This is a genomic window from Arthrobacter globiformis, from assembly GCF_030817195.1.
In the GTDB taxonomy this organism is placed as follows: domain Bacteria; phylum Actinomycetota; class Actinomycetes; order Actinomycetales; family Micrococcaceae; genus Arthrobacter; species Arthrobacter globiformis_D.
Genome location: NZ_JAUSYZ010000001.1, coordinates 3,366,406 through 3,382,013, shown reverse-complemented (window position 1 = coordinate 3,382,013; position 15,608 = coordinate 3,366,406). Strand labels below are relative to the sequence as shown.

13 protein-coding genes are annotated in these 15,608 nt (G+C 66.7%); 9 read left to right on the top strand and 4 right to left on the bottom strand.

What is annotated here, in order from left to right; all coding sequences use genetic code 11:
- Positions 1-3: 3 nt before the first annotated feature.
- The 8 genes from QF036_RS15300 (at position 4) to QF036_RS15265 (ending at position 9,304) form a co-directional block, all read left to right on the top strand.
- Positions 4-759: a YebC/PmpR family DNA-binding transcriptional regulator gene (locus QF036_RS15300; protein WP_003800675.1), complete on the top strand. Its 756-nt coding sequence runs from the start codon at positions 4-6 to the stop codon at positions 757-759.
- A 31-nt stretch (positions 760-790) separates the two neighbouring features.
- On the top strand, positions 791-1,369 hold the full coding sequence (ruvC, locus tag QF036_RS15295) for a crossover junction endodeoxyribonuclease RuvC (protein ID WP_003800677.1): 579 nt from the start codon (positions 791-793) through the stop codon (positions 1,367-1,369).
- Positions 1,370-1,450: 81 nt separating this feature from the next.
- Positions 1,451-2,098: a Holliday junction branch migration protein RuvA gene (gene ruvA, locus QF036_RS15290; protein WP_003800678.1), complete on the top strand. Its 648-nt coding sequence runs from the start codon at positions 1,451-1,453 to the stop codon at positions 2,096-2,098.
- The gene (gene ruvB, locus QF036_RS15285) at positions 2,091-3,179 is read left to right on the top strand and encodes a Holliday junction branch migration DNA helicase RuvB (RefSeq protein WP_307103190.1); all 1,089 of its coding nucleotides are present in this window, start codon (positions 2,091-2,093) and stop codon (positions 3,177-3,179) included. The genes ruvA and ruvB overlap by 8 nt, the downstream gene beginning before the upstream one ends.
- Positions 3,180-3,413: 234 nt before the next feature.
- Positions 3,414-3,809, top strand: coding sequence for a preprotein translocase subunit YajC (gene yajC / locus QF036_RS15280; RefSeq protein WP_307105942.1), 396 nt, complete (start codon positions 3,414-3,416; stop codon positions 3,807-3,809).
- 100 nt (positions 3,810-3,909) lie between these two features.
- Positions 3,910-5,667, top strand: coding sequence for a protein translocase subunit SecD (gene secD, locus QF036_RS15275; protein ID WP_307103188.1), 1,758 nt, complete (start codon positions 3,910-3,912; stop codon positions 5,665-5,667).
- Positions 5,667-6,683, top strand: a complete 1,017-nt coding sequence (gene secF / locus QF036_RS15270; protein WP_307103187.1) for a protein translocase subunit SecF — start codon at positions 5,667-5,669, stop codon at positions 6,681-6,683. Before secD ends, secF begins: the two co-directional genes overlap by 1 nt.
- Positions 6,684-6,910: 227 nt before the next feature.
- Entirely contained in the window at positions 6,911-9,304 is a 2,394-nt protein-coding gene (locus QF036_RS15265) for a RelA/SpoT family protein (RefSeq protein ID WP_306923928.1), read from the top strand.
- Here QF036_RS15265 and QF036_RS15260 read toward each other — a convergent pair.
- From QF036_RS15260 to QF036_RS15250, 3 genes are all read right to left on the bottom strand, one after another.
- Positions 9,185-9,949, bottom strand: a complete 765-nt coding sequence (locus QF036_RS15260) for a type IV toxin-antitoxin system AbiEi family antitoxin (RefSeq protein ID WP_307103185.1) — start codon at positions 9,947-9,949, stop codon at positions 9,185-9,187. The two genes, QF036_RS15265 and QF036_RS15260, sit on opposite strands and share 120 nt — an antisense overlap.
- A gap of 106 nt (positions 9,950-10,055) precedes the next feature.
- A complete protein-coding gene (locus tag QF036_RS15255; RefSeq protein ID WP_307103183.1) occupies positions 10,056-11,708 on the bottom strand; it encodes a DUF349 domain-containing protein in 1,653 nt (550 codons plus the stop codon).
- A 72-nt stretch (positions 11,709-11,780) separates the two neighbouring features.
- Positions 11,781-12,599 (bottom strand): peptidylprolyl isomerase, encoded by an 819-nt coding sequence (locus tag QF036_RS15250; protein WP_307103181.1) that lies wholly within the window; start codon positions 12,597-12,599, stop codon positions 11,781-11,783.
- 272 nt (positions 12,600-12,871) lie between these two features.
- Between QF036_RS15250 and hisS the strand changes: the two genes are divergently transcribed.
- On the top strand, positions 12,872-14,224 hold the full coding sequence (hisS, locus tag QF036_RS15245; RefSeq protein WP_307103179.1) for a histidine--tRNA ligase: 1,353 nt from the start codon (positions 12,872-12,874) through the stop codon (positions 14,222-14,224).
- Positions 14,225-14,240: 16 nt separating this feature from the next.
- On the opposite strand, the gene QF036_RS15240 is transcribed toward hisS, so the two are convergent.
- A complete protein-coding gene (locus tag QF036_RS15240; RefSeq protein WP_307103177.1) occupies positions 14,241-15,512 on the bottom strand; it encodes an APC family permease in 1,272 nt (423 codons plus the stop codon).
- Positions 15,513-15,608: the final 96 nt, after the last annotated feature.

Here is a 15,608-nt window from a genome sequence, read left to right as displayed (position 1 = left end):
AGCATGTCAGGCCACTCCAAATGGGCAACGACCAAGCACAAAAAGGCCATCATTGATAGCCGCCGGGCAAAGTCGTTCGCCAAGCTGATCAAGAACATCGAAGTCGCGGCCCGCATGGGCGGCCCGGACCTCGCGGGAAACCCCGGACTCGAACTCGCCGTCACCAAGGCCAAGAAGACGTCGGTTCCGAACGACAACATCGACCGCGCCATCAAGCGCGGCGCCGGGCTCACCGGCGAGGTCGTGGACTACACGGAGATCATGTACGAATGCCGCGGCCCGCAGGGCTCCGCGCTGCTGATCGAGTGCCTTACCGACAACAAGAACCGTGCCGCATCCGAGGTCCGGCTGGCCATCTCCCGCAACGGCGGCACCATTGCTGACCCCGGCTCCGTGAGCTACCTCTTCACCCGCAAGGGCGTTGTCACCCTGCCCAAGAACGACCTCACCGAGGACGACGTCCTCATGGCCGTGCTGGATGCCGGCGCCGAGGAAGTCAAGGACAACGGGGACACCTTCGAGATCCACTCGGACCCGAAGGACCTGCAGGCTGTCCGCGATGCGCTCAAGGAAGCCGGCATCGACTACGACACCGACGAGGCCGAGTTCGTGCCCTCCATGGAGGTGCCGCTGGACCTTGACGCCGCCAAGAAGTTCATGAAGCTCGTAGACGCCCTCGAGGACCTCGACGACGTCCAGAACGTCTACAGCAACGCTGACCTCAGCGACGAAGTTCAGGCAGCACTGGAAGCCGAGTGATATTCCGCGTGGCGGACCGGGGCGGTTGCACGTGACGCTGCGCGTACTGGGAATAGACCCCGGGCTGACCCGCTGCGGCATCGGCGTAGTGGACGTCGAAAAGAATCGCCGGGCCACCATGGTGGCCGTCGGCGTGGTGGGAACGTCACCCGAGGAAACGCTCGATCAGCGGCTGCTCGTGATCGCCCTCGCCATCGACGACTGGCTCGACCGATACGAGCCCCACGTGCTCGCGGTGGAACGGGTCTTCTCGCAGCTCAACGTCAGCACGGTCATGGGCGTTGCCCAGGCCTCCGGCGTCGTGATTGCCGCCGCGGCCCGGCGCGGCATTCCGGTGGCTTTGCACACGCCGTCGGAGGTCAAGGCGGCGGTGACGGGCAGCGGATCCTCGAACAAGGAAGCGGTCACCAAGCTGGTCACGAAGATTCTCCGGCTCGATGCTCCGCCGCGTCCCGCGGACGCGGCGGACGCCCTGGCCCTCGCCATCACGCACGCGTGGCGGGCAGGCAGCGGCGCCAGTGTAGCCACCACCGGTCCCGGCAGCCAGTCACTGACTCCGGCGCAGCGCGCCTGGGCCGAGGCTGAGGCGAAGGCGCGCCGCGCGCGCTGAATGTTGCCGGGCCTTGCTAGGGTATTCGTAGATATGTTCGGATAGTCGGTTTTTGCCGGCGCAAGTTCAGGAGCCCCGGCCTTGATTAGTTTTCTCCGCGGAACCGTGGCGCACGTCGGACTGTCCACCGCCGTCATCGACCTCAACGGCGCGGGCATGAGTGTCTATGCGACGCCCCAGACGCTCAGCAAGCTGCGGACCGGCGAAGAGGGGAAGCTTTTTACCTCCCTGATCGTCCGCGAGGACTCCCTGACCCTGTTCGGCTTCGCGAGCGACGACGAACGGGAAGTTTTCGACGTTCTGCTCAGTGTCAGCGGAGTGGGTCCGCGGCTCGCCCTCGCGGTCCTCGCGGTGCACGATCCAGAGGCCATCCGGGTCGCGGCGCACACCGGCGACAGCAAGACGTTCACCAAGGTCCCCGGCATCGGCCCGAAGGTTGCCGGGCGCATCGTGCTGGAACTCGCCGGGAAACTGGTTCCACACGGCACGGCGGCTCCCGCGGGAGCGCCGGCTGCGTCATCGGAAGGCGTCTGGAAGCCGCAGGTTGTGGCCGCCATGACCAGCCTGGGCTGGTCCGAAAAGGACGCCACGGGCAGCATCGACAAGGCCCTGGCAGATGCGCCGGAACTTGCCGGCGAAGGCAACGTTGCCGAGATCCTGCGCACCACGTTGCGCTGGCTGGGCCAGGATGGCGCCCGGGCGGGCAACAGGGTAGGCAGCCGTGGCTGAGCCGTCCCTGGTCGCCGGGGGAGAAGAGCCGGAGGAGCGGGCCATCGAGGCGGCGCTCCGGCCCAAGAACCTCGATGACTTCGTGGGCCAGCACAGGGTCCGCAAACAGCTCTCCCTCGTATTGAAGGCATCCCGGATGCGCGGGCGCAGCGCCGACCACGTCCTTTTTTCCGGACCCCCCGGCCTCGGCAAGACCACGCTCGCCATGATCGTTGCGGCCGAAATGAATGCGCCGCTGCGGATCAGCAGCGGTCCGGCCATCCAGCACGCCGGCGACCTCGCCGCCATACTTTCCTCGTTGTCTGAGGGTGAAGTCCTTTTCCTGGACGAAATCCACCGGATGTCCCGTCCGGCCGAGGAAATGCTCTACATGGCCATGGAGGACTTCCGCGTTGACATCGTGGTGGGCAAGGGCGCCGGCGCCACGGCCATTCCGTTGGAGCTGCCGCCCTTCACGCTGGTGGGTGCCACCACGCGTGCCGGACTCCTGCCCGGTCCGCTCCGGGACCGGTTCGGGTTCACGGGCCACCTGGAGTTTTATTCGGTGGAGGAGCTGGAGCTGGTGCTGCGCAGGTCCGCCGGCCTCCTGGACCTGAAGGTCAATTCGGCCGGATTTACTGAGATCGCCGGACGGTCACGCGGCACCCCCCGCATCGCCAACCGGCTGCTGCGGCGGGTCCGGGACTGGGCGCTGGTCCACGGGATCGAACAGATTGACGCCCGTTCCGCCTCCGCCGCGCTGGACATGTACGAAGTGGACAAGCGCGGGCTGGACCGGCTGGACCGGTCAGTGCTGGAGGCGCTGATCACCAAATTCGGCGGCGGCCCCGTGGGCCTGTCCACCCTGGCCATCGCCGTGGGGGAGGAGCCGGAGACCGTGGAGACGGTCGCCGAGCCGTATCTGGTCCGGGAGGGGCTGCTGGGCAGGACGCCGAGGGGCAGGATCGCCATGGCACCGGCCTGGACCCACCTGGGGCTGGCCGTACCGGCGGGGGTCTTTGGCCAGGAAACCCTGGATCTTTTCGAGGCCCGGCCGGACGACGAAGAATCGTCATCCGAATGGGTTTCCAGCACCCAGTAGCAGCGCCTTCCCAGCTTTTCCCTCTAGACTGGAAAGACGCTCGGCACGTCCGGGCTTTGTTTCCGTGTCCCGCTACGGCGGGCCGCCTGCGGCCGGTCTCCCGCGTCTGGGCGGGCAGCGCGGCGCAAAGCGGACGTCGCTGTCAACCAGCTACGCAAGTACAGAACGGAACTTCACTTGTTCGGACATATTAGTGCCCAGGCCCAGCCGCAGGCCGGCGGCGGCATCGACATCATGACCATTCTGCTGTTCGTCATGCTCGGCGTTTTCATCTTCATGATGTTCCGCCGCAACAAGAAGACCCAGCAGCAGCAGGCCAAGCTGCAGTCGGAGTTCGCTCCCGGCATCGAGGTCATGACCAGCTTCGGACTGTTCGGCCGCATCGTGTCGATTGATGAGGCGGAGAACAAGGTTGTCTTGGAGCTCTCGCCCGGCAACCTGGCCACCGTCCACCGCCAGGCGGTGAACAAGATCGTGGAACCCGCCGCCGAGACCCAGGCCGTTCCCGACGACGCGTCAGCACTGACGGCCGAGGAACCGCTGGCCCCTGAGGCCAAGGCCGGCAGGGCCGACGAGACTCCGGACGAAACCCTCAAGCGCCTCAATGACGAGGGCAAGAAGGACTTCTAGTCCGCCGCTTCCGCGCAGCACAGCTGTCTACGGCTGCGGAGCCGCCGGGTGCGACAAAGCTCGCTCCGGCGGCCCTCCGCAATTAATAGAAAGATAGGCAATGGCACGAACTGGCCGCAATAAACCATCCCTTCGGGTGCTGGTCTGGCTTGGCGTAATCCTGGCTGCCATGACGGCCGTCCTTGCGGGCGGCACAATGTCCGGGGTTGCCAGCTGGAGCCCGAAGCTTGCCCTTGACCTCGAGGGCGGCACCCAGATGATCCTGGCACCCAAGGTTGAGGGTGGCTCGGACATCAACGAGGAGCAGCTCAACCAGGCGGTGGCCATCATCCGCCAGCGTGTGGACGGCTCCGGTGTCGCTGAGGCTGAGATCAGCACGCAGTCCGGCCGCAACGTGGTGGTGAGCCTTCCCGGCACCCCGTCCACGGAGACCCGCGCCCTCATCCAGGCCTCCGCGGACATGAACTTCCGCCCCGTCCTCGTCACGGGCGCCGGGGCAGCGGTTCCTGCCGCCGAGCGGACACCTGCTGCCCAGCTGCCGAAGCCGACGGCCAAACCGACGAACGCCAGCGATTCGAACTGGATTACCGCGGACGTCCAGAAGCAGTTCGAAGCCCTTGACTGTGACAACCCGGCCCAGGACAAGCAGGAACGATCCGACCCGGCCAAGCCGCTGGTCACCTGCGAGCCTGCCACGGACCAGACGCCAGCGATCAAGTACATCCTGGGTCCGGTCGAGGTCAAGGGTGTGGAGATCCAGGGCTCGACGTTCCAGCTCCAGCAGGGCGCCCAAGGTGCCGTCACCAACGAATGGGCTGTGAACATCCAGTTCAACGCGGAGGGGACGGCCAAGTTCAAGACGGTCACCGAACGCCTCAACCAGTTCTACGTTGCTGCAGGCGGTGAGACCGGCAGCGATCCCAAGTCGCAGTTCGCCATCGTCCTGGATGACCAGGTCATTTCGGCCCCCCGGTCCCAGGCCGTGATCACCGACGGCCGCCCGCAGATTACCGGCGGCTTCACGGAACAGTCCGCCAAGGCGCTGTCCGACCAGCTTCGGTTCGGTGCTCTGCCCATCAGCTTCGACATCCAGAGCGAGCAGCAGATCTCCGCCACCCTCGGTGGTGAGCAGCTCCGGATGGGCCTCCTCGCGGGCCTGATCGGCCTGCTGCTGGTGGTTGTCTACTCGCTGTTCCAATACCGGGCGCTGGGCTTCGTCACCATTCTTTCCCTCGTGGTGGCTGGCGCACTGACGTACCTGGCGATTGCCATTCTGGGCTGGACCGAAAACTACCGGCTGTCCCTCGCCGGTGTTGCCGGCCTCATCGTGGCCATCGGCCAGACAGCGGACTCGTTCATCGTGTACTTCGAACGCATCCGTGATGAGCTCCGCGAAGGCCGCGGCCTGGTGTCGGCGGTGGAGAACGGCTGGAAGCGGGCCAAGCGGACCGTCCTGGCATCCAAGGCGGTCAACCTCCTGGCTGCACTGGTGCTGTACTTCGTGGCTGTCGGCAACGTGCGGGGCTTTGCCTTCACGCTCGGCCTGACCGCCATCGCCGACCTCATCGTCGTCTTCATGTTCACCCACCCCACGCTGCAGCAGCTGGCCAGGACCCGGTTCTTCGGCGAAGGCCACAAGTTCTCCGGCCTTGACCCTGAGCGTCTCGGCGCGGTGCCGCTCTATCGCGGCGCCGGCAGGCTCCGCAGTCCCGAGGACAAGCCGTCAGTGGTGCGCGCCAAGAACACCGGCGCCGCGGCTGAGGCTGAGCGCCGGATGACCATCGCTGAACGCCGCCGCGCGGAGCAGCAGGAGCAGCTCGCCGGTTCCTCCAAGGGCCCGGCCAAGGAGGGCAAGTAATGTCCAGTTTCGCGAAATTTGGTAACGAGCTCTACACGGGCAAGCGTTCCTACGACTTTGTCGGGTCCAAGAAGATATGGTTCGCCGTGGCCGCTGTGCTGGTTGCGCTGTCCATCCTGATCCCGGCGGTCAAGGGCGGCTTCAACCTCGGTATTGAGTTCCGCGGCGGTTCCGAGTTCACGGTGTCCAACGTCAAGACCACCGAAGCATCCGTCGGCGAGAAGGCTGTCCACGACGTTGTTCCCGGCAGCGTGCCGCGCGTCGCCAACGTCGCCGGAACCACCATGCGGATCCAGACGGACAAGCTCTCCGATGACGAGACCCTCAAGATCAAGGAGGGCCTCACCAAGGCCTACGGCGTGACTGACAATGAGGTGACCTCCACCTTTGTCGGGCCCACGTGGGGAGCTGACGTCACCAAGCAGGCCCTGATTGGCCTCGTGGTCTTCGTTGCCCTCGCGACGGTCCTGATGGCCCTGTACTTCCGGACCTGGAAGATGTCCCTCTCGGCGATCGTGGGCATGCTCGTCACGATGTTCATTACGGCCGGTGTCTACGCCCTGAGCGACTTCGAGGTCACGCCGTCGGCGATCATCGGGTTCCTGACGGTGCTTAGCTATTCGCTGTATGACACCGTGGTGGTGTTCGACAAGATCCGTGAGAACACAGCCGATATCGACTCCTCCACGCGCCGGACGTTCGGTGAAGAAGTCAACCTGGCCGTCAACCAGACCCTGGTCCGCTCCATCAACACCATGATGGTGGCCATCCTTCCGGTCGGGGCGATCCTGTTCATCGGGGCCGGCCTGCTGGGCGCGGGAACCCTGCGCGACCTTTCGCTGGCCCTGTTTGTCGGGATCCTGATCGGCACGGCTGCGACGATCTTCATTGCGGCCCCGATGTATGCCTGGCTGCGCCAGGGTGAGGCGCCACTGGTCAAGCAGGCCCAGCGTGTTCAGCAGCGCCGCGCTGATGCTGCCGCCAAGGCTGCAGCAGCCGAGCCCGCGAAAGCCTAGGGCGTGTAGTGCCTGGGGCGCCCGCGAAAGCGTAGAGCCCCGCCCTTGGACCGGATGCCGTCACCGCGACGGCGTCCGGTCCTTGCGTTAGCGCCTGTCTTAGTCGCGTCGGGCCGTCCAGGTGCCGGGCTTTGTACCGGGCTGCGCTTTGGTGACGGACGCGGTTATCGGTAGACCCGGAGCGGGAATAGACTGGGATAATTAAACGGGTCGTGAGGGGTACTTCATTGGAAGAAGGTTCGACGTCGGCGCCAACGGCAGCCGGAGGCAACGGTCCGGGCCAGGGACAGCAGACTGGTCTGGTGGCTGCAGGGCGCCCGGCGCCCGGTGTGCCCGTGGACAACTCCGGTGTCCGGCCCACTTTCCCGGGCCGGCGTGAGCGCACGAGATCCCGCCTGGCTCGTCTGACGGGCCGCAGCACCGCGACGTACTCGCCCATCCTGGAGCCGCTGCTGCGGACCGTCCGGGCGAACAACCCCAAGGAAGACTTCGACCTTATCCAGCGTGCCTTCGTGGTCGCGGAGCAGAGCCACCGCGGGCAGAAGCGCAAGAGCGGCGACCCCTACATCACCCATCCCGTCGCCGTCGCGACGATCCTCGCCGAGCTGGGACTCAGCGGCACCACGCTGGCGGCGGCACTGCTGCACGACACCGTGGAGGACACGCCCTACACCCTTGAGGACCTCCGGGCGGATTTCGGGCCTGAAGTCGCCATGCTGGTTGACGGCGTTACCAAGCTGGACAAGGTCAGCTTCGGCGAGGCAGCCCAGTCCGAGACCGTCCGCAAGATGGTCGTGGCCATGGCCAAGGACATCCGGGTCCTGATGATCAAACTTGCGGACAGGCTGCACAACGCGCGCACGTGGCGGTTCGTGTCCGCCGAGTCCTCGGCCCGCAAAGCCCGGGAAACCCTGGAAATCTTCGCACCCCTGGCGCACCGGCTCGGTATGAACACGATCAAGTGGGAGCTCGAGGACCTGTCCTTCGCGGCGCTTTATCCCAAGGTGTACGAGGAAATCGTCCGCATGGTGGGGGACCGCACGCCGGAGCGCGAAAAGAGCCTCAGCGTGATCCGGAACCAGATCGCCGACGATCTGCGCACGGCCCGGATCAAGGCCACGATCACCGGCCGGCCAAAGCACTATTACTCGATCTACCAAAAGATGATCGTCCGGGACAAGGACTTCGACGACATCAACGACCTCATGGGCGTCCGCGTCCTGGTGGACTCGGTCCGCGACTGTTACGCCGCCTTGGGCACCCTGCATTCGCGCTGGAACCCGCTGCCTGGCCGGTTCAAGGACTACATCGCGATGCCGAAGTTCAACATGTACCAATCCCTGCACACCACGGTGATCGGCCCCGGCGGCAAGCCGGTTGAGATCCAGATCCGCACGCACGAGATGCACCGCCGCGCCGAGTACGGTGTGGCCGCGCACTGGAAGTACAAGGACCAGCCGAACCGGACAGCAACCGGACCCGGCAGCCCGCGCGACGGCGACATGGGCTGGCTCCGCTCCCTGGTGGACTGGCAGCAGGAAACCTCTGATCCCGGCGAGTTCCTTGACTCGCTCCGGTTCGAGATCAACGCCCGAGAAGTGTTCGTGTTCACCCCCAAGGGCGAGGTCATGGCGCTGCCGGCCGGCTCCACCCCGGTGGACTTCGCCTATGCCGTGCACACCGAGGTGGGCCACCGCACCATCGGAGCCCGGGTCAACGGCAAGCTCGTGCCGCTCAACAGCGAACTCAACCATGGCGACTGGGTGGAGATCTTCACCTCGAAGGCCGAGGGCGCCGGCCCGAGCCAGGACTGGCAGCACTTCGTCAAGAGCGCCCGGGCACGAAACAAGATCCGGCAGTGGTTCAGCAAGGAACGCCGCGAAGAGGCGATAGACCGCGGCAAGGAGCTGCTGACCCGCGCCATGCGGAAGCAGAACCTTCCGCTGCAGCGCCTCATGACGCACGACGCGCTGGCCGCCGTGGCCGAGGACTTCAAGTACGTCGACATTTCCGGGCTGTATGCCGGAGTGGGCGACGGCCACACCTCCGCGCAGTCCGTCATGGAAAAGCTCGTGGAGAGCCTGGGCGGCAATGAAACACCCGATGATGACCTCACCGAAGTCAGCATTCCCACCCAGGTCAGCAAGGCCCGGTTCTCGGATTCGGGCGTGGTGGTTCGCGGCGTGGGCGACGTCTGGGTGAAGCTGGCCCGCTGTTGCACGCCTGTCCCGCCGGACCCGATCCTCGGCTTCGTCACGCGCGGCTCGGGCGTGTCGGTGCACCGGACGGACTGCACCAACGTGGCAGGCCTGAAGGACCAGCCTGACCGGATCGTCGACGTCGACTGGGCGCCGACGCAGTCAAGCGTCTTCCTCGTCGAGATCCAGGTAGAGGCTCTGGACCGGAAGTCCCTCCTGTCCGACGTGACGCGTGTGCTCTCCGAGAACCACGTGAACATCCTGGCCGCCAGTGTGCACACGTCCACGGACCGCGTGGCCATCTCAAAGTTTGCCTTCGAGATGGGCGACCCCAAGTACCTCAGCCACGTGCTCAGTGCTGTACGTCGGATCGACGGGGTGTTCGACGTCTACCGGACCACGGGCAACCGCCGGAGAAGCTAGCAGCGAGAGCTTCTCCAGGGCTGCGTTCTTGTGCGGCAGCCGGGGCATCGCCTCGACCGCCAGCACCAGGAGCCGGAGCCTGACGTCGAGTTCGGGCTTCGCCAGGAGCAGCCGCAGGGCCGGAACTGCCCTCTCGGTCTCCACATGCAAGGCGATGTCCAGTGCTGTCCGGAGCGGACTGGAGACCATCAGGCCGCCCAGGCTGACGACGTCGAACGGACCCAGCCGGACCTCGTGGAGCGTACAGCCGCGGGTGGAGCGAAGGCTGGAAATCCGGCGTTTGGCGTCCACCAGGAGGGCCAGCCGGTCCGGCTCGCGGGCGCAGCCGTAAATCCAGGCCGCCGTCATCCTGCCCGCCACCACGCGCCGCCGGACCGGGGCCGGAACCCCGTGGGCCGCGGCGCGTGCCCGCAGCTGCGGGGAGGCTGCAGTCCCGGGAACCGTGTAGCCGTGCTGATAGAGCTGGGTGAGCACACCGTCGGCCGCCATGGACTGGAGCTCGGGCCAAGTGAAGGGCAGCCCCGGCGAATAGAGCTCCAGCAGTTGTGCGGGGGAGTCCGGACACGGGGAATCGCCCCGGACTTGGGAGGCATGGGCCTGGAATGCAGGTGTCTGCGAAACAGGGGGCTGCGAGAACGGTGCCATTCCGTCATCCTGCCGGAAGCGGCCTTAACGGGTAAGGCCCCGTTCCGGCTATGTGGATAACCGGAACGGGGCCTTTCCTCGTCCTGCTGAGGAGAGCAGATCCTGCCTAGGAGAGCTCGCTCGCTGACCGCTGGATCTGGTCCAGCCATGCCTGGCGGGCTTCAAGGGCTTCCCTTGCGGCCTTGATCTTGCGCTGGTCGCCTGCCTTCTCTGCGTCGGCCAGGTCATCCTTCAGGCCGGCGATGGCGGATTCGAGCTGGCTCAAGGCGCTGTTGGTTCGCGCCTTGGTCTCCGGGTTGGAGCGCTGCCACTTCTCGTCCTCGGCCTGGCGGACTGCATCCTCGATCCGGCGCAACGCGCCTTCGATCCGGCCCATGTCCGCCCGCGGAACCTTGCCGGCCACTTCCCAGCGGTCGTGGATGGACTGCAGGGCCTTCTTGGCGGCCGCGATGTCCTTGACCGGAACGATGGACGATGCCTCCTCGAGGAGCGCCTCCTTGACCCTAAGGTTGGCGGCGTACTCCTGGTCGATCTCGTCGTTGGCAGCCTGGCGCGAGCTGAAGAAGACGTCCTGCGCGGCGCGGAACCGGGCCCACAGAGCGTCGTCATCCTTGCGGCTGGCACGCGGCGATGCCTTCCACTCGTCCATCAGCCGGCGGTATTCGCCGGCGGCGAAGCCCCAGTCGGTGGACGTCGACAGCGCCTCGGCCTCCGCAATCAACTTCTCCTTCGCAGCCTTCGCCGCCGAGTTGTTGCTGTCCAGCTGGGAGAAGTAGGCGCGGCGGTGCCGGTCAAAGACGGTCCGGGCGGCACGGAAACGCTTCCACAGTGCGTCCTCGTTGCTGCGGCCCAGCCGTACTCCGCTCTTCTGCGCGGTCTTCCAGCTTTCAAACAGCTCGTTCATGCGCGCGCTGGACGTCTTCCACTGCACCTGGGCCGGATCGGTGCCGGAGATGGCCTCGGCCTCGGCCACGATGGCCTCACGGGCGGCCAGTTCGGCGGCTCGAACGGCGTCGTGCTGTGCCTTTTCCGCCTTCTCCAGCTCGGTGATCTGGGTGGACAGGGTGTCCAGCCGGCCCTCCGCGGAGCGGATGTCGCCCACCATGTTCCGTTCAGCGAGCTGCTCGCGCAGGTGCGTCACGGTTTTCTGCATGTCCGTGGTCGGGGCCTTCGAGGCCACGCGCTGTTCCAGCAGGACAATCTGGGCGACGACGTCGTCATACTTCCGTGCGAAGTAGGCCAGGGCCTCGTCGTTGCTGACGTCCGGGTACTGGCCGACCGGGTGCTCCTCCCCGTCGATGGTCAGGAACACGTGGCCGTCGCCCTCAACGCGGCCCCAACGGGCGGCTTCGGCCAGCGACGTGGCGGGCGGTGCCTGCACCGGCGCTACAGTGGCAGCAGGGCCGGCCTTGGGCCGGCCAGCAAACGCTGCCGGCGTCGGCGCGGGCCGGGGTGCCGGCGTCGGACGCGGTGACGGTGCCGGGCTAGGTGCCGGTGCTTCCTGCGCAGCTTCGGGCTGCGGGCTTTCCTGCGTCGCCTCGGGCTGCGCAGTCACCTCCGGCGCAGCCTCCGCCGGCGCAGCCTCCGCCGGCGCAGCCTCTTCGGGCTGCGGGGCGTCGGCCTGCGCCTCACCCGCCGGCCCCGCCGCCTCCGCAGGCTCGGCCGTATCCACGGACTGTGCCGTTTCCACTGATTCGGGGGAAGCCTGGACCTCGGTCACTTCGGCTGCTGTTTCGTCGGATTTCTGACTGTCTGTCACCGCTAAAAGTCTTTCGCTTGGAGGAAGATACTCGTTCATAGGTCGCCCGTGGCGGCTGGCGCCACAACGTTCCTACTTCAGAGAAAACGAGTCTATCGTGACTGCTTCCGCAGGTGCGCCGTCCGTGTCGCTTTCGCCGGTCTTAAGACCGGCAGCCGCAATCTTCGTCACGACATCCAGGCCCGACGTCACCTTGCCCACGATGGTGTAGCCGCCGGCGGAGTCGGCCGGGATGACGGTGTCCTTGTAGACGATGAAGAACTGCGTGCCGTTGCCGTAGGCGTTGTTGCCCGTGCGGGCCACCGCAATGGTGCCGGCAGGGTACTTGTTGTCTGCCGGCGTGTTCTCCAGCGGCCCCCAGGTGTAATTGGGGTCGCCCTGGCCATCGCCGGTCTTGGAGCCGCACTGCAAGACGCCGAAGTTCTCGGCGGTGGTGAGCCGGTGGCAGCTGATGCCCTTGTAGTAGTTCTGGTCAGCCAGGGACTTGAACACGGCGGCTGCCTGCGGGGCCTTGGAGCCGTCCAGCTGCACGCCCAAGGTGCCGCTATTCAGCTTCAGTGAGCCGGTGAACGTCTTGCCGGCCGCCGTCGCGGGCTTGGGGATGTTCGCCGCGTTCGTCTGCGCCGCAGTCGGAGTGGCGGAGGCGGAAGGGGAGGCTGACGGCGTGGCAAGGCCAGCCTCGGCAGCAGCAAATTCCTCTTCGGTGGGGTTCCCGGCAAACACCGTCAGCTGAAGCACGACGGCGAGCACCACCGCTGCGGCCGCCGCACCTCCCGCTACCAGGTTGTCCCGCTTGCGGCGCTTCTCCTGGTCACGCCGAAGCTCGCGTTTGGCTTCCATCTGCTGGATGCGCCTCTTGGCTTCGCGTGTTTCGCGTGGACTGGCCGCCACGGGTCCTCCTCATCGATCGGACTGCCCGGGCAGGCCCCTGAAGGCATCCCCGGCTGCAGATTGCGCTGCTGCAGATTTGAACTGCGGCAGCCCGCCACCGCCGGTCTCCCGCATTAGAGATGCAGGCGCCGAAAGCATAAACTGACTGCCGCACATAAGTTTATGCAGAACAGGCTGGACTCCCGCCGCTGCCGCAGCTGTTTGATTCAAATAGCGACGCGGAACATGGCGCAGCGGCTCCGGCCTTCGTTTACCTGAGGAGAAACTCCACCATGGCACGCACCGCCTCCCTGTCCGGATTCCCCGAGTGGCTTCCCGAGGAGCGGCTGGTGGAGCAGCATGTCCTGGACTCGCTGCGCCGCACGTTCGAGCTGCACGGTTTCGGCTCCATCGAGACCCGCGCCGTGGAAACTGTCGGCCAGCTGCTGCGCAAGGGCGAGATCGACAAAGAGGTCTACGGGCTGAGCCGGCTCCAGGACGATGAGGGAGAGGACGCGAAGGGCAAGCACGATCCGCACGCCCTGGCCCTGCACTTCGACCTCACCGTGCCCTTCGCCCGGTACGTCGTGGAAAACGCCGGCTACCTGGCCTTCCCGTTCCGCCGCTACCAGATCCAGAAGGTCTGGCGCGGGGAACGGCCGCAGGAAGGCCGCGCCCGCGAGTTCACCCAGGCGGACATCGACGTGGTGGGCGACGGCGAGCTGCCCTTCCGCTACGACGTCGAGATCGCCCTGGTCATCGCCGAGGCGCTGGGCGCCCTCCCGATTCCGGAGTTCCGGCTGCGCATCAACAACAGGAAGCTTGCGGAGGGCTTCTACCGCGGCATCGGTCTGCCCGACACCGCCGGAGTGCTGCGCAGCATCGACAAGCTGGAGAAAATCGGACCGGACAAGGTGGCTGAACTCCTCAAGTCCGAGCTCGGCGCCACCGACGAGCAGGCACAGGCGGCCCTGAAGCTGGCCGGCATCAAGACCGAGGACACGTCCTTCGTTGCGCAGGTCCGCTCGCTCGGGGTCAGCAACGACCTCCTGGAAGAGGGCCTGAACGAACTCGAACAGGTGATCGAGGCGGCCGTGAAGCGGGTCCCCGGCAAGGTTGTCGCGGACCTTAGCATTGCCCGCGGACTGGACTACTACACCGGAACTGTCGTGGAAACCGTCCTGGTGGGCCACGAGCAGCTCGGCTCGATCTGCTCCGGCGGCCGCTACGACGCCCTGGCGAGCAAAGGCAACCGGAAGTTCCCCGGCGTCGGACTGTCCATCGGCGTGACCCGGCTGGTCTCGCGCATCCTCAGCCAGGACCTGGCCAAGGCTTCCCGTTCCGTGCCCACGGCGGTGTTTGTGGCGCTCACCTCGGACGAGAGCTGGGGCGAGGCCCAGGACGTGGCCACGGAGCTGCGCAGCCGCGGCATCGCCGCCGAGGTGGCCGCCAAGGCAGAGAAGTTCGGCAAGCAGATCAAGTTCGCGGACCGGCGCGGCATCCCCTTCGTCTGGTTCACGGACGAGGACGGCAAGCACCAGGTCAAGGACATCCGCTCCGGCGTGCAGGTGGACGCCGATCCGGCGACGTGGACGCCGTCGGACGAGGACATTCACGTCCAGGTCGTCGCCGCGCCCGCTTCCTGAGCGCCCGCTTCCTGAGTTACCGCTTCCCGGGCTGCCGCAGCCGCCGCTTCCGGAACGCCAGGACGGCGGCGCGGCCGGCGAGTCCGGCGGCCATCACCGCCGCCATGCCGAGGGCAGAGGCCGGCGGCAGGGTGAATGCCAGGACCAGGCACCCGGCCAGCCCTGCGGCGTTCAGCCACTTGGGCGCGTGCCGGGGCCGGTCCTTGAGCGTGAACGCGGCGGCATTCGTCACGGCGTAATACAGCAGGACGCCGAAGCTGGAAAAGCCGACCACCGTCAGCACGTCGGTGGTCAGCAACAACAGAACGACGACGGCGGCCACCGCCAGTTCGGCCGTTACCGGCACCGGATGGCGACCGCCCACCCTGGCCAGGGGACCCGGGAGGTCGCGTTCGCGGGCCATCGCCATGGCCGTGCGTCCCACCCCGGTGATGAGGGCGAGCAGAGCGCCGAGCGAGGCGGCGGCGGCGCCTGCCTGGACGGCCGGTGCCCCGGCGGCCAGCCGGGACTGTTCCACGGCGTCCAGCAGCGGCGCCGTGGAGGAGGCCAGCACGTGCACCGGAAGATGCGCCAGGAGCAGCGCCGCCAGCAGCAGGTAGATCACCAGGGCGCCGGCCAGGGCCCCGAGGACGGCGCGCGGAATGACCCGCGCCGGGTCCTTCACCTCCTCGCCAAGCGTGGCGATGCGCGCGTACCCGGCAAAGGCGAAGAACACCAGGCCTGCGGCGGGCAGGATGCCCCAGCCGCTGCCGGCCTGTCCGGAAACTGTCGCGCCGTCGGGAACATGCGGTCCCAGAATGCTCGCGGCGGCCACGAAGGCCAGGGTCGCCAGGACCACGGCCAGCAGGATGCGCGTCAGGAAGGCAGTCCGGGTGATGCCCAGCAGGTTCACGCCGGTCAGTGCGGCGACCGCTGCGATGGCCACAGGGGTGGCGTACCCCGGCGCAACGTACTGGCCGAAGGTCAGGGCCATGGCCGCGCAGGAGGCCGACTTGCCGGTCACGAAACCCCAGCCGGCGAGGAAGCCGGGCCACTCGCCGAGTTGCTTCCGCCCGTAGACGTACGTGCCGCCGCTTTGTGGATACTTTGCCGCGAGCTGGGCCGAGGCGACGGCGTTGCAGTAGGCCACGGCGCCGGCCAGGGCTATGGCCACGAGGAGCAGCTCTCCGGCCAGCCGGGCAGCCGGTGCGAAGACGACAAAAACGCCGGCCCCGAGCATGGATCCGAGCCCGATGGCTGTTGCGTCGGCCACACCGAGCCTTCGTTGCAGTGGCTGGTGCTTGGTCATGGCGGGGCAGGAACCTTTCAAACGGGTAAACTCGGACGGGATCGTTTCCGCAACGATCGTATTTGAACTTCATTCTGTCTTCCTTCTGAAAGGAAT